Origin of the sequence: Tritonibacter sp. AK171 (genome assembly GCF_030127025.1) — a bacterium.
In the GTDB taxonomy this organism is placed as follows: Bacteria; Pseudomonadota; Alphaproteobacteria; order Rhodobacterales; family Rhodobacteraceae; genus Epibacterium; species Epibacterium mobile.
In genome coordinates this window covers 1,274,736-1,293,738 of the sequence record NZ_CP126134.1, presented here as the reverse complement: position 1 = coordinate 1,293,738, position 19,003 = coordinate 1,274,736, and the positions used below count along the sequence as shown (strand labels likewise).

The 19,003-nt window shown below is 57.9% G+C and carries 19 protein-coding genes; 4 read left to right on the top strand and 15 right to left on the bottom strand.

What is annotated here, in order from left to right:
• Positions 1–121: 121 nt before the first annotated feature.
• Together ctrA and sciP are read right to left on the bottom strand one after the other, a co-directional pair.
• Positions 122–841 (bottom strand): response regulator transcription factor CtrA, encoded by a 720-nt coding sequence (gene ctrA / locus QNI81_RS06150; RefSeq protein WP_005611702.1) that lies wholly within the window; start codon positions 839–841, stop codon positions 122–124.
• 125 nt (positions 842–966) lie between these two features.
• Positions 967–1,245 carry a CtrA inhibitor SciP gene (gene sciP, locus QNI81_RS06145; RefSeq protein WP_005611705.1) on the bottom strand — a complete coding sequence of 93 codons (279 nt, stop codon included), beginning with the start codon at positions 1,243–1,245 and terminating at the stop codon, positions 967–969.
• Positions 1,246–1,402: 157 nt separating this feature from the next.
• On the opposite strand from sciP, the gene mnmA reads away from it, so the two are divergent.
• Positions 1,403–2,548 carry a tRNA 2-thiouridine(34) synthase MnmA gene (mnmA, locus tag QNI81_RS06140; RefSeq protein ID WP_126136924.1) on the top strand — a complete coding sequence of 382 codons (1,146 nt, stop codon included), beginning with the start codon at positions 1,403–1,405 and terminating at the stop codon, positions 2,546–2,548.
• Positions 2,549–2,602: 54 nt separating this feature from the next.
• On the opposite strand, the gene lpxB is transcribed toward mnmA, so the two are convergent.
• The 13 genes from lpxB to pyrH all read right to left on the bottom strand — a co-directional run bounded on the left by lpxB (position 2,603) and on the right by pyrH (position 15,001).
• Positions 2,603–3,769: a lipid-A-disaccharide synthase gene (gene lpxB, locus QNI81_RS06135; protein WP_283967704.1), complete on the bottom strand. Its 1,167-nt coding sequence runs from the start codon at positions 3,767–3,769 to the stop codon at positions 2,603–2,605.
• Between the two features lie 4 nt (positions 3,770–3,773).
• Positions 3,774–4,562: an LpxI family protein gene (locus tag QNI81_RS06130; protein ID WP_283967703.1), complete on the bottom strand. Its 789-nt coding sequence runs from the start codon at positions 4,560–4,562 to the stop codon at positions 3,774–3,776.
• 13 nt (positions 4,563–4,575) lie between these two features.
• The gene (lpxA, locus tag QNI81_RS06125) at positions 4,576–5,361 is read right to left on the bottom strand and encodes an acyl-ACP--UDP-N-acetylglucosamine O-acyltransferase (protein ID WP_065329343.1); all 786 of its coding nucleotides are present in this window, start codon (positions 5,359–5,361) and stop codon (positions 4,576–4,578) included.
• Entirely contained in the window at positions 5,361–5,843 is a 483-nt protein-coding gene (fabZ, locus tag QNI81_RS06120) for a 3-hydroxyacyl-ACP dehydratase FabZ (protein ID WP_005617880.1), read from the bottom strand. Before fabZ ends, lpxA begins: the two co-directional genes overlap by 1 nt.
• Before the next feature lie 63 nt (positions 5,844–5,906).
• Complete coding sequence (locus QNI81_RS06115) at positions 5,907–6,485, bottom strand: OmpH family outer membrane protein (protein WP_009176946.1); 579 nt, start codon at positions 6,483–6,485, stop codon at positions 5,907–5,909.
• A 50-nt stretch (positions 6,486–6,535) separates the two neighbouring features.
• Entirely contained in the window at positions 6,536–8,872 is a 2,337-nt protein-coding gene (bamA, locus tag QNI81_RS06110; RefSeq protein ID WP_283967702.1) for an outer membrane protein assembly factor BamA, read from the bottom strand.
• Positions 8,873–9,083: 211 nt separating this feature from the next.
• Entirely contained in the window at positions 9,084–9,212 is a 129-nt protein-coding gene (locus QNI81_RS06105) for a hypothetical protein (RefSeq protein ID WP_009177217.1), read from the bottom strand.
• A gap of 149 nt (positions 9,213–9,361) precedes the next feature.
• Entirely contained in the window at positions 9,362–10,714 is a 1,353-nt protein-coding gene (rseP, locus tag QNI81_RS06100) for an RIP metalloprotease RseP (RefSeq protein WP_283967701.1), read from the bottom strand.
• Between the two features lie 4 nt (positions 10,715–10,718).
• Complete coding sequence (gene dxr / locus QNI81_RS06095) at positions 10,719–11,891, bottom strand: 1-deoxy-D-xylulose-5-phosphate reductoisomerase (RefSeq protein ID WP_283967700.1); 1,173 nt, start codon at positions 11,889–11,891, stop codon at positions 10,719–10,721.
• A gap of 48 nt (positions 11,892–11,939) precedes the next feature.
• On the bottom strand, positions 11,940–12,725 hold the full coding sequence (locus QNI81_RS06090) for a phosphatidate cytidylyltransferase (RefSeq protein WP_283967699.1): 786 nt from the start codon (positions 12,723–12,725) through the stop codon (positions 11,940–11,942).
• Positions 12,726–12,733: 8 nt separating this feature from the next.
• A complete protein-coding gene (uppS, locus tag QNI81_RS06085) occupies positions 12,734–13,408 on the bottom strand; it encodes a polyprenyl diphosphate synthase (protein WP_235859494.1) in 675 nt (224 codons plus the stop codon).
• A 105-nt stretch (positions 13,409–13,513) separates the two neighbouring features.
• Positions 13,514–14,077 (bottom strand): ribosome recycling factor, encoded by a 564-nt coding sequence (gene frr, locus QNI81_RS06080; RefSeq protein ID WP_005617897.1) that lies wholly within the window; start codon positions 14,075–14,077, stop codon positions 13,514–13,516.
• 174 nt (positions 14,078–14,251) lie between these two features.
• On the bottom strand, positions 14,252–15,001 hold the full coding sequence (gene pyrH / locus QNI81_RS06075) for a UMP kinase (RefSeq protein WP_009176732.1): 750 nt from the start codon (positions 14,999–15,001) through the stop codon (positions 14,252–14,254).
• Positions 15,002–15,154: 153 nt separating this feature from the next.
• On the opposite strand from pyrH, the gene miaA reads away from it, so the two are divergent.
• From miaA to QNI81_RS06060, 3 genes are all read left to right on the top strand, one after another.
• The gene (miaA, locus tag QNI81_RS06070) at positions 15,155–16,018 is read left to right on the top strand and encodes a tRNA (adenosine(37)-N6)-dimethylallyltransferase MiaA (RefSeq protein ID WP_283967698.1); all 864 of its coding nucleotides are present in this window, start codon (positions 15,155–15,157) and stop codon (positions 16,016–16,018) included.
• Between the two features lie 134 nt (positions 16,019–16,152).
• A complete protein-coding gene (locus QNI81_RS06065; protein ID WP_065329337.1) occupies positions 16,153–16,983 on the top strand; it encodes an AraC family transcriptional regulator in 831 nt (276 codons plus the stop codon).
• A 247-nt stretch (positions 16,984–17,230) separates the two neighbouring features.
• Positions 17,231–18,898, top strand: coding sequence for an ABC transporter substrate-binding protein (locus QNI81_RS06060; protein WP_168577425.1), 1,668 nt, complete (start codon positions 17,231–17,233; stop codon positions 18,896–18,898).
• Positions 18,899–19,003: the final 105 nt, after the last annotated feature.

Here is a 19,003-nt window from a genome sequence, read left to right as displayed (position 1 = left end):
TCTTGGTGATAGTGCCCGATATGGAGGAGGTCCAGTGCCAGATCCAAGACACGAAAAACCCCGCCGGGATGCTCAGCCCGGCGGGGTTTAGAAAACGAATGCTCGCTAATGCGCGGTGCGCTTAGGCGCCTACTGCCATCCGTGGACCACCTGTGGCGTGATCTTCTTGCGGATCGCGCAGCACATAGCCACGGCCCCAAACGGTTTCGATGTAGTTGTCACCATCGGTTGCCGTACTGAGTTTCTTACGCAGCTTACAGATAAAGACGTCGATGATTTTCAGCTCTGGCTCATCCATGCCACCGTAGAGGTGGTTCAGGAACATTTCCTTGGTAAGGGTTGTGCCCTTCCGCAGGGAGAGAAGCTCCAGCATCTGGTATTCTTTACCAGTCAGATGCACGGATTTACCTTCAACGTCCACAGTCTTGGCATCAAGGTTAACCGAGATTTTGCCCGTCTTAATGATCGACTGGGAATGTCCCTTAGAGCGACGGATGATCGCGTGGATACGCGCCACCAGTTCTTCGCGATGGAAAGGTTTGGTCAGATAATCATCCGCCCCAAAACCAAAGCCCTTGATCTTATTCTCGGTGTCATCAGCGCCAGAGAGGATCAGGATCGGGGTCTCGATGCGCGACAAACGCAGCTGACGCAGAACCTCATGACCGTTCATATCTGGCAGGCCCAGATCCAGCAGGATCAGGTCATAATCGTAAAGTTTTGCCAGATCGATGCCCTCTTCGCCGAGGTCAGTCGTGTATACGTTCAAGTTTGCATGAGTCAGCATCAGCTCGATGCTTTTCGCCGTCGTGGGATCATCCTCGACCAGAAGAATGCGCATATTGGGTCTCCGCCTGTACTCTGTTGTCCTCAGGTTGCGTTAACCTTGCTGGGAAAAGGTTAATGTCCCGTTACCATGTTGGTTAATTTTCGCAATTCGTACAAGTTAACACGGCGGTTTTTACCTTAGGGATTACGATAATCCTTCAACCGGGTGGTTTTCAGCGCGTCTTCTCCATGGTCTGCAACCGCCGCGACCCAGCTTCTGAACTCTTCTTCGCTCAGATTATAGAGACGTAGCGCTTCGGTTTGGGGAATCAATCCATACAAAACGCCACGAACGACCGCCGCTTTACGCGACGCCACCCATCGTTTTGTTGTCTGAGGCGGCAAATCCGCACGAGTCATGACTGTTCCGTCCGGTAGAGTGACCGCACGGGGGCCATCAACTTTCTTTAAAAACATCGCTATGCCCTTACTAGGATGCGTATTCAGCTTGGTCAGGGCAGAGTGGCGTGGAGGCATTAACGGTAAGTGAAATCGGCCCCTTGAGAATACTTAGCATTTTCCTATATTCTTCGATGCTTTCCATCTCCTCTTCCGGACCCGTAAGGAGTACGCCATGGCACTGGACAATGAGGCACCAGTGAATTCGCTAGGTTTTGCAAAATCTCCCGCCGAGACGCGCGTCGTCGTTGCTATGTCTGGCGGCGTCGATAGCTCTGTTGTGGCGGCATATCTGGCGGAACAGGGCTATGATGTGGTCGGAGTGACGCTACAGCTTTATGACCACGGGGCGGCGCTCGCCAAAAAAGGCGCGTGTTGCGCCGGCATTGATATTCACGACGCCCGCCGGGTCGCGGAGGAGCGCGGCTTTCCACATTATGTTCTGGATTATGAGAACATTTTTAAGGATGCCGTGATTGACGAGTTCGCCGACAGCTATTTGGCCGGGGCGACGCCGGTGCCCTGCATCCGCTGCAACGAGCGCGTGAAGTTCAAGGATCTGCTGGAAACCGCCAAGGATCTGGAGGCCGACTGCATGGCAACCGGTCACTATATCCAGCGCAAGATGGGCGAACATGGACCGGAGCTGCATTCCGCTGAGGATGCCAACCGCGATCAGAGCTATTTCCTGTTCTCCACCACGCCCGAGCAGCTCGATTTCCTGCGCTTTCCGCTGGGCCACCTACCATCCAAGGACGCAACGCGTGAGATGGCGGCGCAATACGGCCTGTCGGTTGCGGATAAACCGGACAGTCAGGACATCTGTTTTGTGCCCAATGGCGACTACGCCTCGGTGATCGAGAAACTGCGCCCTGGCGCGGCGGAGCCGGGACAGATCGTGCATGCCGATGGCCGCGTGCTGGGCGATCACAACGGTGTCATTCACTACACCATTGGTCAACGTCGCGGCCTTGGCATCGGCGGGCTGAGCGAGCCGCTTTATGTGGTAAAGCTCGATGTGGACCAAAAGCAGGTCATCGTCGGACCAAAGGACATGCTGGCCACCCGCCGGGTGCCGGTGCGCGAGATTAACTGGCTGGGGGATGAGCCTTTTACCAGCCGCACGGAATGGCATCTGAGCGTCAAGGTGCGCTCTACCCGCCCCCCGCGCGATGCGATCATTCGGCCGATCTCGGACACCGAGGCGGAGGTGGAGCTGTTCTCCGCTGAGGAAGGCATTTCGCCCGGTCAGGCCTGTGTGTTCTATGATCCAAACGGCAGCCGCATTTTTGGCGGTGGCTGGATCTGGAGAGGTCACTAAAACGAGGGAGCCTCCGGGCTCCCTTTTGATTTGTTCAGACCCTTTAGTGTCGCCTCAAACCTGCGGCAATCGCTCAAGGACCGCACGCGCGGCACGCAGGCCGGGGGCATCGCCGCCCTCGCCAACCCGGTCCATCGTCAGGCGCATAGCATCCTGTTGTGCGTCAGGCGCGTTCAGCACCTGATCGAGACGTGCCGCAATATTTTCGGCGGTGCATTCGGGACCAAGGCATTCCGGCACCACGCGGGTTTCGCTCACCAGATTGACCAATGTCACCGTATCAATCAGCGCCATGCGCTTCATGATCTGCCACGTGAGCCAATTGAAGCGATAGGCAATCACCATCGGCGTGCGCGCGGCGGCAAGTTCCAAAGACACCGTTCCCGATGCGGCCAGTGCCAGCCCCGCGGAGGCAAAGGCAGCGCGTTTATGCGCGGCGAACTCAGCGACCGCATGATCAGCAGGATCGAGCACGATGCAGCCCTCTGGCCAATCCACGAGTTTTTCACGCACCAAGGACGCCACATGCGCGGCCGCCGGAACAACGATCCGGTGCTCCGGGTGTTTGGCGTGGAACTCACGCAGGGCTGCGCCGAACACATCCGCAAGCCGTGCAACCTCGGAGCGGCGCGACCCCGGCAGGGCCAGCAGAACCGGCGCATCGCCCAGATCGAATGCCGCACGGAACGCCGCAATCTCAGCCTCTGTCGCCTGAGGTTCCGCCACCACCGGATGGCCGACAAAATCGCACTCCATCCCGGCGGCTTCCATATAGGGCGGCTCGAACGGCAACAGCGCCAGCACATGGTCGATGACCTTCGCCATCTTTTTCGCGCGCCCCGGACGCCAGGCCCAGACGGAGGGCGCAACATAGTGCACGGTGCGAATATCGCTGGCGTCTTTCACCAGCTTTGCAACGCGCAGGGAGAAATCCGGGCTGTCGATGGTGATCATCACGTCGGGCTGCATTGCCACCACCGCATCGGCGGTTTCCTGAATACGGCGCTTGAGGTCAAAATACTTTGGCAGAACCTCGGCGATCCCCATGACGGAGAGTTCCTCCATCGGGAACTGCGACCTGAGCCCCTCGGCCTGCATCAGGCTGCCGCCGATGCCTTCAAAGGACACAGCCGGAGACAGGTCCTTGAGACCGCGCATCAATGCGGCACCAAGCCGGTCGCCCGAAGGCTCACCAGCGAGGATAAAGACCCGAAGGCTCATGCGATCAGGCCTGACGCAGCCAGAGGAACATGCCCCGGCGGTCGCAAGCGGCGATGACCTCTTCGCGGTCCAGAACGATCACGCCCTCAGCCTCGAGGACAATGCCGTTCAGACCAGCCATGGCCGCACCTTCGACGGTGGCCGGGCCGATGGTCGGCAGATCGGCGCGCCGGTCCTGCCCGGCTTTTGGGGCCTTGTAGAACAGACCACCCTGCCCGTCCGGACGATTGGCGAGGCTCGCGAGCATCCAATCCGTGCCAAACAAGGTCTCGATTGCAATCGCCTGACCAGACCGCACCGCGCAGGCCTGCCCGATGTCGGCGGCACTCAGGCCAAAGGCGATGACCGAGGCACGCTCTGCATCCGCCTTGTCGATCTCGCCCGGCTGCACCTTGGTCGGAACACCCTCATCCATCAACAGATCCGGCGCAATCTCATGGGCGGCCTTCACGGCAAAGCCGCTCTGTTCGAGAATACCGATCACCGCCCGCAGCGCCCCATCGTCGCCTGCGGCAATGGCCGCCTGCAACACCGGCACCAGTGGCAAAGTGGCAGCATCAATCGCACCCGGATCAATCTGAGGTCGCGTCACGGCACCCGCCAGGCAGACCTCGCTCACACCTTGGCTTTTTAGCTGTTCCAGAAAGCTGCCGAGTTGTTCGAGGCGAAAGGTAATGTCCGCCTCGACGAGGTCGGGTTCAGACCCTGCCATGGCACACACCATGGGGCGCTCCGGCAAACGTGCAATCAATTCTGCGGGCAAGGCCCCGCGTCCGGCAATCAGTGCAATCATGTCGGGACCTTTCTCAGCCGCCGGGGGTCAGAAAATGGCGGTCGCTCTGACCGGTAATAAAGGCGACGATTTCCTGCACATATTCGCTGTCATTTTCGTCGCCCAATCGGCGGGCGCGTTCGGAAAACGTCCCCTCGCCCTGCGCCAGCATCTGAAACGCTGCCCGGAGCGCGGTGATGTCGGCACGACTCACCCCACGACGTTTGAGGCCAACAAGGTTCAACCCGTCAAGCTCCCCGCGTGAGGCCTGCACCAGACCGTAGGGAATGACGTCATTGGTCACCATGGTCACAGCGCCGATGATGGCGCCACGGCCGATGCGCACCCATTGGTGAATGCCCGAAAGCCCCCCAATGATAACATCGTCCTCGAGCACGCAATGGCCGGCCACGGCGGCAGAGTTCACAACGATCACCCGATCCCCGATCTGAGCATCATGCGCAATATGGCAACCCGCCATAAACAGCCCATCATCACCGATACGGGTAATGCCACCACCGCCCTCGGTGCCCGCATTCACAGTCACATGCTCACGGATACGGTTGCGCTTGCCGATGACGGTACGGCATTTCTCGCCTTTGAATTTCAGATCCTGCGGGATTTCGCCTAGCACAGAAAATGAAAATACAACGGTGTCATCGCCGATCTCGGTGTCGCCGGTGACCACCACGTGGGATTTCAGGACCACGCGGTCGCCCAACACCACCTCAGCGCCGACGATGCAAAACGGGCCGATCTCGCAGCCTTCGCCGATTTTGGCGCCATCCTCGATAATGGCGCTGGGGTGAATAGTGTTCATCAGCCGTCCTTTCCGTCCCGGTCGATCATCGCGGTAAACTCGGCCTCAGCCGCCAGTTCACCATCAACAGTGGCGCGACCGGAGAATTTGAAGATCTTGCCACCGGGCTTGCCGCGCACCGTTTCCACATGCATTTCCAGCACGTCTCCGGGGACAACCTTGCGGCGGAATTTGCATTTGTCGATATTCATGAAATAGATCAGCATATCGGTGCCGATCAGATCCATGCCAACCCCCAGCATCACGCCCGAGGTCTGCGCCATGGCCTCAACGATGGTGACACCCGGCATGATCGGGGTGCCCGGGAAATGGCCCTGGAAATGCGGCTCGTTCATGGTGACGTTCTTGATGCCACGCGCGGATTGATAGCCGTCGATATCAACCACCTTGTCCACCAGCAAAAACGGGTAGCGATGCGGCAGGATTTGCTGGATCAGGCCGATGTCGGCGCTCTTGAGGTCGGGATTGGCGTCAGCACTCATGGGTCAAGTTCCGTTGGTTTCATCAGATGTGTGTCGTAGCAATTGCAGCTATTTGGAGCAAGCTCAGGGCTGGTTGCTGTCGGGAGCGTCCTCATCGAGCCCTTCCCCAAGGATAGCATCGATTCGCGCGATGGCGAGGTCGGTGACATCAATGGAGTCAGCGCTCAAGAGAACTGTAGATTGCTCGAGAATAGCCGCTGCACCCGTCTCCGCCATGATCTGCTCAAGGATCGGGATCGAGGTTTGCCGAAACTCACGCCGTGCCTCATCGCGGGCATTGGTGATTTCGAGAAACTTCGCTTCTTGTGTGCTGCGCGTTTCCTGAACTTTTTGATCGAACGACTGAGCAAGCGCTCTGAAAGCATCCGGATCCGTTGTGGATCGCCGCTCTGCCAGATCAAGCTCTTCGGCGCGCAACTCCGCCTCTATACGACGGTTTTCGGCCATTAGGACAGCGCTACGCCCTTCCATTTCGCGCGCGATGCGCTGACCATATTCACTCTCGGAGAACATGCGATCAGAATGGATTGTGAGCAGCAAGCTTTTGGGGATACCGAGGTTCTGTTCAAGAGAGAACCCACCCAACCCGACATTGGGCGCTGCCTCTTGCGCTTGCAAAATGCTGCTGGACAGCAGGGTCACAACCCCCGCTGTCCAGATGATTTTTAGTGGTCTAACGCGTCGCAACAGGGTCAGAACCGCGCCTGAATGGTCAGGTCGAAGTTGCGCTCCTTGTCAAAGTCTTCCTTGACCAGCGCTTTAGAGAAGTTGAACCGCAGTGGGCCAAGACCCGTGGTCCACAAAAGTGAGAAACCGACGACATGGCGGAAAGAGCCATCGCGACCAACGACATTACCGACGAGGTCCGCGTTTGAGTCGTCGAGTCCCCAGAGGTTGCCAACGTCATAGAAGACACCGCCACGCAGACCGAGTTCTTCTGGAAGTCCCAACGGGAACTCCGCGTCAAAACGTGCAACCGCATAAAGGTTCCCGCCCAGAGCGTCGTCATAGCTGCCACTCATGTCGCGTGGGCCGATACCGCCCGGCTCAAAACCGCGCAGTGTCTCCGATGTTAGCAGGAAACGGTCGACGGTGCGGCTTCTGTTATCGCCCAGCCACCCGAGATACCCGGTCTCAACTGTGGCCCGCAGCGTGACCTCTTCGTTGAACACGAGCTTTTGCGCGACGATTTTACTGGTTGCGCGGATATATTCGTTGTCACCGCCAAGGCCCGCGTAATCGACGCCACTTTGGATCAGGAAGCCAGCGGTCGGGTTAAGACCGGTACGACGGCTATCGTAGGTGAAAGTTGCACCAATCGAACTGGTGGTGCGCTTACCTGCTGCGATCTCTTCTTCGAGCACGCGTCCCACACGAGATCCGCCGCTGCTATTTGGCCCGCGGCTTTCCATTTCGTTTTGCTCAAAACCATAGCGCAGCTGCAGCGATGTAGTGTCGCTCGCATCAAAGGTGATGGACGGACGGAAGATCACCGATTTGGTGTCATATTCCGAATAGCTCGATTCCGTCTCGCTCAGACCCAAGTCGATTGCAAACTGCAGATCACGGCCCAACAGCTTGGGCTCAACAAAGCGCATGTTATACGCCTCGGTGTCCTGTGCGGTCGAGATATTGAACGACAACTGCTGACCACGGCCCAAGAAGTTATTCTCGGAAATACCAATGGCGACACCGATACCGTCATCAACCGAGTAGGACCCACCTAGGGTGAAAGACCCCGTTGGCTGTTCCTCAACGTCGACGTCAACAATCACCTCACCCGGTGTGCTGCCCTGACGCACGTCCACTTCCGACTGGGAGAAGAACCCCAGTGCTTTGATACGCTCTGCACTGTTACGGATCTCACGCTGGTTGAGCGGATCGCCTTCAACAATGTTGAACTGACGGCGGATCACCCGATCAAGCGTCGTGGTATTGCCCTCGATATCGATGCGCTCAACAAAGATACGCGGACCGCGCACCATCGCGAATTCGACATCGAGTGTCAGATCACGGTCATTGCGGGTCACGCGTGGCTCAACCCGCAGGAAATCGATCCCCTGCCGCACCGCCAACTGTTCCAACGTCTGAATGGCGTTCTCAATAACTAGCGGCGAGTAGGTCACACCCCGTTTGACGCGCAACTGACTGCGGTACACATCCGGATCAGCATCGGCAAATTCGCTGGTGACGGTAATATCACCGAACTCGAATTTCTGCCCTTCGGTGACATCCACCACGAGGAAGGCCGCGTCGCGTTCCTTGGTGACTTCAGCGTTGACGCTGTTAACCCGGAAATCGACATAGCCGCGTGAGCGATAGAAATCAGTCAGGACCTGACGGTCGAACTGAATGCGATCTTCGATCAACGTGTCGCGGTTGATCAGTGCACGAAGGAAGGTCGCCTGTTTGGTTTCCAGCACGCGGCGCAGGCGGCGGTCGGAATAGGCACGGTTCCCCACAAAGGACACGCGTTCGACTTCGACGGTGTCACCTTCGGAAATTTCAAAGACGAGATCGACGCGGTTGTCGTTACGACGGATGATGCGCGGCGTCACACGCGAGGCCAAACGCCCCTGTGCGCGATAAAGCTCCGCAATCGCACCAGCATCGCGTTCCGCCTGATCGGCACTGAACACACGACGGGGCGACGACTGAATCACCTCGGCCAAAGCATCATCTTTGAGGCGTTTGTTGCCTTCAAAATTAATCCGGCTGATGGTCGGATATTCGACCACTTTGATCACCAGCGTATTGCCACGCGGAACCAGTTCAACCGACTCGAACAATCCGCTGTCGAACACGCCGCGATAGGCATCATTCAACGCACCACCGCTCACCCGCTCGCCACTCGACAGCCCAGTGTAGGCAACGATGGTCGAGCTTTGGATTCTCTGGTTCCCTTCGACGCGCACGTTAGTGAAACGGTACTCTTGGGACTGAACCGGCAGAGGCGCTATACCAAGCCCAACCGCAAGAACCGCAGAAAGCGCGGTAGAACCAAGAAAGCCTTTAAAAGAAACGGACATAGCACTCTCCCGGCGCACTTCGCGGGCAAGTGCCGCGTTTTTCCCCCAGACCATCAATTATAACCCAATTATTATAGCAGCTTGATAAGCTGCGTACCGGGTTTGGACCCGGTTGTCAAAAACAAGAAAAGCAGCGGGCACCATGCCGCTGCTTTAGTGTTTCACGTAACACGTTTTGCGTCCGGTGAAATCCGCGTTTCACCCCCGTTGATCAAAGAATGGACGCGATCCAGATACCTGACAGTATTGCCGCCGAAATCGCCCCTACGAACAGGAAACGGTCGGCGTTGAGGCGGACCAACAGGTCCAGCCCTGCATAAGATTGCTGCAGCGATTGCATGCTTGCTCCCACTATTCACGTTAGATCCCGATTTGATCGGAATCGCTCTCCCGTGGATCAGTCTAGGCAAGATTTGTGGCGACATCTGGGCAGGAGAAAGGCGAGCCCGCCTCATCCTGCCCGGATACCCGCCAGATAAATCGTCAGATTTAGCAGAACAACAGATCGTTGCTGACCGAGAAGATCATCAGACCAAGGATCAGCGTGAGGCCAATCATCATCAGGATCTGCATGGCGCGATCATTGGGGGGCTTTCCGGTCACTGCCTCATAGGCAAAGAACACCAGATGCCCGCCGTCCAGCACTGGCACTGGAAATAGGTTCAAAAGCCCAATGCCCGTCGACAGGGCCGCAATCAACCAGATGAAGTTCATTGCGCCCTGACTGGCCAGCGTCCCGGAGATTTCCGCAATCGCCACTGGACCGGAAAGATTACAGGTACTGATCTGCCCGGTAATCATATGCTTCAACCCAGAGAGGGATTGTTCGATCATGATCCAGACCTGCGTGACCCCCTGCCCGACAGCCGCGAGCGGCGACACAGATTCGCGGGCCGGATCAAACGCCAGACCGCCAGCAATGCCGATCCGCCAATTGGTTTGGAAACCACCCTCGGCAGTGGGCTCATCGGTGCGCCGTGGGCTTAGGATCAGGTCGCGCGTTTGCCCGTTATTCCAGACGGTCAGTTCCAGTGGTTCGCCCGCGCCAGTCTCAACCCGTTCCTTCAAATGAGAAAAGGCAAAGATCTCCTCGCCATCGACCGCAACAATCACATCACCCTCGCGCAATCCGGCGTCCGAGGCCGCGCTGCGGGGCGCAACGCCGGTTACGATGCTGGGCGTTAGATATGGCCCCTGCGCGATGGTCTCCTGACCATTGCGAGACACGCGGTACTCCAGAACCTTTTCGACCGGAATGCTGTCTTCAAAAGCGGCCCATGCAACGCCATCGGCGAAATCAGGTGTATCAATCCCTGCAACTGCAAGAATCTCATCTCCGGGCTGCAAGGTATAACCCGCTGCAGGCAGGCCTTTGACCGCCCCCACCGCGAGTGGCTCCTGCATCTGCCCCCGGCTCAGGTTCACACCCGTAAAGATGATGGCCGCAAGGATGAAATTGAACACCGGACCCGCAGCAACTGTCGCGGCACGCGCCCAGAGCGGGGCTCCATGCATGGTCTTGCGCAGCATTTCGGGATCATTCTGCGCCGCAGTTATCGCGCCGGAATCCTTGCCCGACGCGGCATCCGCATCGCCAAGGAATTTCACAAACCCGCCAAAGGGAAACGCCGCCAGTTGCCAGCGCGTGCCGCGCTTATCGACCTGGCTGGCCAATACCGGACCAAATCCAAGCGAAAAGACCTCCGGATGAATGCCACTCCAGCGCCCAACGATATAGTGTCCGTATTCATGTACGAACACGATGATCGAAAGCACCACGACAAAGCTGCCAATCGTGTAGAGGAACCCGCCCAGTTGCGAGACCAGAAATACTGCGTCCAAAACTCTATCCTGTTCGTTGCGTCACGACCTGATCCGCCGCCTGCCGCGCCAGATCGTCAACTTGGGTGACGTTTTCAAGTGTCATTGAGGCGTCAATAAGGCCCGGCTGAGCCTCAAGCGCCTCCAACACCTGTTCAGTTATGGTGGCCATATCGAGAAAGCCAATGCGCCCCGCGATAAAGTGATCAAGCGCCCGTTCTTTGGCCCCGTTAAAGGCCGCGCCACTCAACCCGCCGCGCGCCATCACGTCCTGCGCCAGCCGGAGCGCCGGATAGCGCTGCAGGTCAGGTTTGCGAAATTCAAGCTGCCCGACAGCCGCCAGATCCAGTCTCTCAACCGGCAGTTCCTTGCGATGCGGCCAATGCAACGCATATCCAATAGCGTGGCGCATATCAGGCGCGCCAAGGTGGCTCATCAACGCACCATCGCGAAAGCCCACCAGCGCATGCACCAGCGATTGCGGATGCACCAAAACCTCAATCTGCTCGGGCGAGACACCAAAGAATTCTCTGGTTTCAATGACTTCGAGCGCCTTGTTGAACATAGACGCGCTATCTATGGTGATCCGCTGCCCCATATCCCAGTTGGGATGCGACGAGGCCTGCGCCAGCGTTGCGGTTTTTAAATCCGCAAGCGGCCAATCCCGAAATGCCCCGCCAGAGGCCGTGATGATGATCCGCTCCACATCTTCGATTTGTTCGCCGACAAGCGCCTGAAACACTGCGGAATGCTCGCTATCCACGGGCAGGATGCGCGCGCCATGCTGTGCGGCGGTTCGCATCAACAACTGTCCCGCGCAGACCAGCGATTCCTTATTGGCAAGCGCCAGTGTCGTTCCTTGCTCCAGCGCCTTTAGGCCCGGTGCAAGCCCTGCTGCGCCCACAATCGCTGACATGATCCAATCAGCCGGGCGGCTGGCAGCCTCCACCAAGGCCTGCGCGCCCGCGGCGGCCTCCACGTTGCTTCCGGCCAACGCAGCGCGCAGTTCCGGCAAGCGCGCTTCATGCGCGGTGATCGCAATCTCCGCGTTCAGCTCGATTGCATCACGCGCCAGTTGCGCCACATTGTGACCACCGCTCAATGCCACGACATCATAGGCTTCCGGCGCCCGGCGGATCAGGTCAATCGTGCTCTGACCAATAGAACCCGTTGCACCGAAAATGGATATTTTTCTCATCTAGAACCTATTCGTCATCGTCCTCTCCCCGGTCTCCCGAGGGTGAGGTCATCCCCAGATGACAGCGATCAAAAAGCAGAGCGCGCCTGCCCCCAGCATCCCGTCAAAGCGATCAAACACGCCGCCATGACCGGGAATAAGCTGGCTGGAGTCTTTGACATCCATGCGTCGCTTCAGAGCGCTTTCGGCGATATCGCCTGCTTGACTGGCCATCGACACGAGGACTGAAATCCAGATGAGGTTTGCAGGCAATCCAGCGAAAACAGAGAAGATCAAACCGACAGCAGCTGCAGCCACCCAACCGCCAGCGGTGCCGGACCATGTTTTCTTGGGGCTGACAGCTGGCCAGAACTTTGGCCCGCCGAAATATTTCCCGGCAAAATAGCCAGCGACATCGGTCGCCACCACCACGCAGATTAACCAGACAGTCCAACTGACCCAGAAGGCATCACGCAGCCATACCAGCCCAAAGCCACCCAGCAGCACCCATGCGAGAATGACGAGAAAGGATGTCTTTCGCTGCTCCAGAACACGAATACCGAGCAACAGAGGCAGCGCGAGAACCGGCACCGCCACAATCAGCGGCATAAAACAGGCAAGAAACACCAAAGCAGCAGCTGCAACGCCGTATCCAACAGCGGCCAAGCTGTTGTCTTTGCGATACATTCGGGTCACTTCCCAGAACACCGCACCGACGCTCAGCGATACAAACAACGCAAAGGCCACCCCGCCCAGATAGCTGGCACCTCCACCCACCAAGAGCAAAACCAGAGCCGACGCCGTGCGCGGCCCCAGATCCGCCCAACGACTGGATTTCACAGCGTGCGAGGACATGGAGTTCTTCATTTCTTTACAGCCCCGAAGCGTCTGTCGCGATTGCCAAAATTCTGGCAGAGCCGCGCCAGTTCATCTGAGGAGAAATCCGGCCAGAGCGTGTCGATAAACTCATATTCCGAGTAGGCCGACTGCCAGAGCAGAAAGTTCGAAATCCGCGCTTCGCCGGATGTGCGGATCACCAGATCCGGGTCCGGTAAAACATGAGTATCGAGATATCGCGGCAGTGTTTCCTGATCCACATCAGCAGGGTCGAGTTTGCCATCGGCCACATCCTGCGCCAGACGCTGGGTGGCACGGGCCACCTCATCGCGACCGCCATAGTTCAGTGCAATGGTCAGATGGGTGCCATCGTTGCCTTCGGTTTCGTGCTCCAACGCATCCATCAGCTGCACAAGCTTAGTGTCCAGCCGCACCCGGTCTCCGATGAACCGCACGCGCACGTTCTTGGCCGCCAATGCCTTCATTTCCTTGGAAATATAACGGCGAAACAAGCTCATGAGCCCCGCGACTTCAACTTGGGTGCGTTTCCAGTTTTCGGTCGAGAACGCAAATATCGTCAGATATTTGATGCCCAATGCGGGACAGCATTCCACCACTTCGCGCACACGACGCGCACCTGCGTGATGCCCAAAAAGCCGTGGCCGCCCGCGCGCCTGCGCCCAGCGGCCATTGCCGTCCATAATGATCGCAACATGTCTAGGCCCGTCACCGATACCCGGCGCCGCATTCTCCGCACCAGCCGCAGCCGGGGTTTCGCTATCCGTGACGAGTGACATATGCGCTGATCAAACCTGCATGATTTCGGCTTGTTTGGTCTCCAGCGCGGCGTCCACGGCCTTGATCATCTTGTCGGTCAGATCCTGCACCTCGGCTTCCCAGAACTTCTGGTCATCCTCGGACATACCCTCGGACTTGGCTTTCTTGATCTGGTCCATCCCGTCACGGCGCACGTTACGAACCGAGACGCGTGCGTGTTCAGCGTATTGGCCCGCAACTTTGGTCAGCTCACGGCGGCGCTCCTCATTGAGCTCCGGAATCGGCAACATAATGATGGTACCGTTGAGCTGAGGGTTGATGCCAAGGCCAGACTCGCGGATGGCTTTTTCCACCTTACCGACGAGACCCTTGTCCCAGACGTTGATGGTCACCATGCGCGGCTCAGGCACGTTCACGGTGCCGACTTGGTTGATCGGAGTCTGCGATCCATACGCGTCAACCATCACGGGCTCCAGCATCGAAGCGGAGGCACGACCGGTTCGCAGGGACGCGAATTCGGTTTTCAGGTTGGCCATCGCGCCATCCATGCGGCGTTTCAGATCGTCGGTGTCCAGTTCAAACTCTTCAGACATGCTGCTCTCCCCTTGCTTGAGGCGGTCTTGAGGACGGCTCTTACGCCATCACATGTGTATTGTATAGCGATCTCGGCGGACAAACACCCGCGAAACCTTCGGAACTCGGTGAAATCCCACGCAAAACACGCGCCAGATTGCCGACGCGTGTCGCAGGGTGTCAGCCTCGCGGGGTTAGCCATGCACCTTGGTATAAGTGCCCTCGCCTGCCAGAACGCCACGGAAACCACCGGGTTCATCCAGACCAAACACAATCAGAGGCAGATTGTTGTCACGCGCCAGCGCAATAGCCGAAGCATCCATGACCTTCAGGCGTTTGGCCAAAACATCGTCGTAGCTCACGCTGTCATACCGCTTGGCATCGTCGTTGGTTTTGGGATCTTTGTCGTAGACCCCATCAACGCCGTTCTTACCCATGAAGATGGCTTCGCAATTCATTTCATTGGCGCGCAGGGTCGCGGCGGTATCGGTGGTGAAATAGGGGTTACCTGTGCCCGCAGCAAAGATGCAGACCCGTTTCTTCTCAAGGTGGCGCACGGCCCGGCGTCGGATATAGGGTTCCGCCACCTCGTCCATGCGAATAGCCGAAATCACCCGGGTATAAACGCCCAGATCTTCGAGCGCGGATTGCATCCCCAGCGCGTTCATCACCGTGGCAAGCATCCCCATGTAGTCCGCAGTGGTGCGTTCCATACCCTGCGCAGAACCCGACAGCCCGCGAAAGATATTGCCGCCCCCGATCACCATACAAATCTCAACACCGAGATCGTGAACGGATTTCACTTCTTCGGCGATTCTGCGAACGGTCGGCGGATGCAGGCCAAAACCCTGCGTTCCCATCAGGGCCTCGCCGGAAATCTTCAGCATCACACGTTTATAACTAGCGGCCGTTGAGACGTCCGGCTGATCAGGGCTCTGGGGCATGTTGCGCTCCGCAATATGTCGGGGTTAAAACTCGCGGCAAAATGAAGCAAAAGCCGCCGAGGATCAATCCAACCTGCCGGATAATTGCCGATCTTCTTCAGAACGCCTCTCGCAAACACAGGCCGCCTTACATATGCGCAGCGGAAAGCCTTGATGGACATAGATAATATCCCCGCCGACAGGCCTGTACTCATCGCCGGACCCACCGCGTCGGGGAAGTCGGAACTGGCACTACGCATCGCGGAGCGAGATGGCGGAGTCATAATCAACGCCGATGCCAGTCAGGTATATGACTGCTGGCGCGTGGTGACCGCGCGCCCATCCGCCCAGGACGAATCCCGTGCGCCGCATCTGCTCTATGGTCATCTGGCCTATGATGCACCCTACTCCGCCGGGCACTGGCTGCGCGAGGTGACGCCCCTGCTGAACGGCCCCGAACGCCCAATTATCGTTGGCGGCACCGGGCTTTACTTTTTGACGCTGACCGAAGGCATGGCCGAAATTCCCGCCACGCCAGCTGCGATACGGGCGGAAGGGGACCAGATGTCGCTTGAAGCGCTCAGTGATGCCTTGGATGACACCACCCGTATGCGGATCGATATGAAGAACCGTGCTCGCGTTCAGCGCGCATGGGAGGTCCTTCGCGCCACCGGGCGCGCGCTTGCCGATTGGCAGGATGACACCCCGCCACCGGTTTTGCCCTATGAAAGTTGCACCGCCTTGATGGTTGAGGCCGATCGGGACTGGCTGGAAGCGCGTATCAGACGCCGCTTTTCGATGATGATTGCCAATGGCGCGCTTGAAGAAGCGCGCGCGATGCAAGGGCGCTATGATCCCAACCTGCCGTCCTGCAAGGCAATTGGCGTGCCGGAACTCATGGCCCATCTCAACGGCGATCTTAGTCTGGCCGAGGCCGAAGAAAGCGCCTCTGTCGCCACCCGCCAATATGCCAAACGTCAACGCACATGGTTCCGTTCACGCATGAAGAAATGGCAAAGGGTCAGCCCTTCGCCATAAGCGCAGCGCGATAGATGCGTAAAAATCAGCCCTTACTCGCCTTTCTTGAACAAATTTTGCAAAAAAATTGAACGAATCACCGGCACAGGCCAATCTCGATTTCAACGAGAATAAGAACAGCTATTCACCGCAAGATGCCATTTGATCCAAACACCCATGGGCCTTTAGATGTAAGCCCGCTGCTGCGGCTTATGTCGGCTGGCAATTGGCAGATTGAGCTCGCGCATGAGCGCGACTGTCATCTGGTAATCTGGGTGACCCGTGGTCAGGGACGTATGCTACTGGATGGCCAATGCCGGGGGTTTGGTCCGCATACCGCCATCTGCGTTCCTGCGCGCACTTTATTTTCGCTTGAGCTTGGCCGACAAAGCATCGGTCAGGTTCTCCAGATCGGCGAAGATATCCCCTGCGGCCTGCCAGATACGCCCATGCAGATCCGTATCAATGATATGCAGGAACAGGCCCGCATCAATTCCCTGTTTGATGCAGCACTGCGCGAACAACAGGTGAGCGACGACCACACGGCTCAGGCAATCAGAAGTTACGCCGACCTGATTGGGATTCACATGCAGCGTCTGTGGCAGACCGCCCCAGAAAACAGCAAACTTTCCGCGGCGCGCAAACTCTGCCGTGCCTACTGCGCGCGATTGGCCGAGGATAGCGAAGGTGCCTATAACATGGCCGGGCACGCAGCGGCACTGGGCGTCACACCGACACATCTAACGCGTGTCTGCCGACAAGAGACAGGAAAGACCGCTGCCGCGTTGCTCACGGAGCGCCAATTGCACGCCGCGCGGAGCCTTCTGATCCGCACCTCCCTGCCGATGCGTGACATTGCACAAAGCCTTGGCTTTGGCAGCGCTGCCTATTTCACCCGGTTCATCACGCAGCACACCGGCAGCACACCGAGCGCTTTGCGCAAGAAAGCGCGCCGCCCAGCGACCAGCGTCTCCGCGCATCACTGACTCGCTGAAATTTTCAGATTTCTGGACACAAGTGTCTTTTTGTCAAAAGCGACAGGAAAAATGTCGCTTTTATACACTTTCATGCCGATACTGTGCATTGACCTGCCCGCTCAACTGGTGCCGTATAGTGGGGATGGGGAAACTTTGTGACAATTCAAACACCTCAGCACGATGCCCGCCTGCCAACGTCAGGATGGTGTCATGCGACAGGTCGCCGCCCCACGACGCTCTAGACAGGGAGACATATATGACCACCACCAAACTCAAGAGCTCGACGACCCACCATTGGGCGGCAGAGATGCATGCGCAGGAGTTGAAGGCCGGAAAGATCTCGCGCCGCGAGTTCCTGACCCGCGCCACTGCGCTGGGCGTTTCAGCCACTGCGGCCTATGGTATGATCGGCCTGAGTGCCCCGGCCCGCGCCGCAGAAGGCATGAAAGAAGGCGGCACGCTGCGCGTCCAGATGGATGTACGTGGCCTGAAAGATCCGCGCACATTCGACTGGTCCGAAATCGGCAACGAGATGCGCGGCACGCTCGAGTATCTGGTTGAGTACAACAACGATGGCTCTTTCACCCCGATGCTGCTGGAAAGCTGGGAAGTGAACGACAGTGCCGACGAATATATCCTGAACGTCCGCAAGGGTGTGAAGTGGAACAATGGTGATGACTTCACCGCCGAGGACGTGGCGCGCAATCTCAAAGGGTGGTGCGACAAGGACATGGAAGGCAATTCCATGGCTGGCCGTTTTGGCAGCTTGATCGATCCTGACACCAATCAGGCGCTGGAAGGCGCGATTGAAGTCGTCGACAGCCACACCGTGAAGCTGAACCTGCCCAATTCCGATATCTCGATCATTCCGGGCATGGCGGATTATCCGGCAGCAATCACCCACGCGAGCTTTAGCGCCGATGACGCGCAGAATGCGGTGGGCACCGGACCCTACCTGATTTCCGAACTGGAAGTCGGCGTAAAATGCACCCTCACGCGCAACGAGAACCACACATGGTGGGGCGAAGAGGTGTTCGGCAAACCTGCGCTCGACAGCATCGAATATATCGATTTCGGCACCGACCCGTCATCGTGGCTGGCCGCACTGGAATCCGAAGAAGTTGACATGCTCTATGAATCCGTTGGGGAATTCATCGACGTGATGGACTCGCTTGGCTTTGTGAAGTCCGAAGTTGTTACCATGTCCACCATCGTGGTGCGCCCGAACCAGCTCGCTGAAGTGGACGGCAAGAACCCTTACGCGGATCAGCGCGTCCGCAAGGCGCTGCAGATGGCCGTCAATAACGACATCTGCCTTGAACTTGGCTATGGCAACCGCGGTGTCACGGCCGAAAACCACCACGTTGGTCCGGCGCATCCTGAATATGCCGAACTTCCGAAACAAGAAGCGGATCCCGAAGGCGCCCGCGCGCTGATGGAAGAAGCAGGCATGATGGATTTCGAGCATGAGCTGATCTCCATCGACGATGACTGGCGCAAGAACACCACCGATGCGGTAGCAGCACAGCTGCGGGATGCCGGCTTTAAGGTAAAGCGCACGGTTCTGCCCGGCTCTACCTTCTGGAACGACTGGACCAAATATCCGTTCAGCTCCACCAACTGGAACCACCGCCCGCTTGGCGTTCAAATTTGGGCGCTGGCCTATCGCACTGGCGAGGCATGGAACGAGTTTGGCTGGTCCAACCCGGAGTTTGACGCGATCCTCACCGAGGCACTTGCCATCGCGGATGTCGATAAACGTCGTGAAGTCGTCGCCAAGGGCGAAAAGCTCATTCAGGACGAAGGCGTTACGATCCAACCTTACTGGAAGTCACTCTTCCGCCATATGCGCGAAGGCGTGAAAGGTGCCGATATGCACATCGGCTATGAGCACCATCATTACAAATGGGGTTGGGCGGCCTGATCGCCTGAACCGCAATTCAAAAAGCCTGCTCTCGGTGACCCTCACCGGGAGCAGGCCAACAAGAACAAGAATAAGCTCACGACAACGAGGCCCCCACGGTTCTGT

Bases quoted from the DNA above. Each gene is read 5' to 3' on its own strand.
- frr (WP_005617897.1), bottom strand. From the start codon at position 14,077: ATGTCTGAAGAGTTTGAACTGGACACCGACGATCTGAAACGCCGCATG.
- lpxA (WP_065329343.1), bottom strand. From the start codon at position 5,361: ATGAACACTATTCACCCCAGCGCCATTATCGAGGATGGCGCCAAAATC.
- bamA (WP_283967702.1), bottom strand. From the start codon at position 8,872: ATGTCCGTTTCTTTTAAAGGCTTTCTTGGTTCTACCGCGCTTTCTGCG.
- QNI81_RS06105 (WP_009177217.1), bottom strand. From the start codon at position 9,212: ATGCAATCGCTGCAGCAATCTTATGCAGGGCTGGACCTGTTGGTCCGC.
- uppS (WP_235859494.1), bottom strand. From the start codon at position 13,408: ATGGACGGCAATGGCCGCTGGGCGCAGGCGCGCGGGCGGCCACGGCTT.
- QNI81_RS06060 (WP_168577425.1), top strand. From the start codon at position 17,231: ATGACCACCACCAAACTCAAGAGCTCGACGACCCACCATTGGGCGGCA.
- miaA (WP_283967698.1), top strand. From the start codon at position 15,155: ATGGACATAGATAATATCCCCGCCGACAGGCCTGTACTCATCGCCGGA.
- fabZ (WP_005617880.1), bottom strand. From the start codon at position 5,843: ATGAGTGCTGACGCCAATCCCGACCTCAAGAGCGCCGACATCGGCCTG.
- lpxB (WP_283967704.1), bottom strand. From the start codon at position 3,769: ATGAGCCTTCGGGTCTTTATCCTCGCTGGTGAGCCTTCGGGCGACCGG.
- mnmA (WP_126136924.1), top strand. From the start codon at position 1,403: ATGGCACTGGACAATGAGGCACCAGTGAATTCGCTAGGTTTTGCAAAA.
- pyrH (WP_009176732.1), bottom strand. From the start codon at position 15,001: ATGCCCCAGAGCCCTGATCAGCCGGACGTCTCAACGGCCGCTAGTTAT.
- QNI81_RS06130 (WP_283967703.1), bottom strand. From the start codon at position 4,562: ATGATTGCACTGATTGCCGGACGCGGGGCCTTGCCCGCAGAATTGATT.
- QNI81_RS06065 (WP_065329337.1), top strand. From the start codon at position 16,153: ATGCCATTTGATCCAAACACCCATGGGCCTTTAGATGTAAGCCCGCTG.
- QNI81_RS06090 (WP_283967699.1), bottom strand. From the start codon at position 12,725: ATGTCCTCGCACGCTGTGAAATCCAGTCGTTGGGCGGATCTGGGGCCG.
- dxr (WP_283967700.1), bottom strand. From the start codon at position 11,891: ATGAGAAAAATATCCATTTTCGGTGCAACGGGTTCTATTGGTCAGAGC.
- sciP (WP_005611705.1), bottom strand. From the start codon at position 1,245: ATGTTTTTAAAGAAAGTTGATGGCCCCCGTGCGGTCACTCTACCGGAC.
- ctrA (WP_005611702.1), bottom strand. From the start codon at position 841: ATGCGCATTCTTCTGGTCGAGGATGATCCCACGACGGCGAAAAGCATC.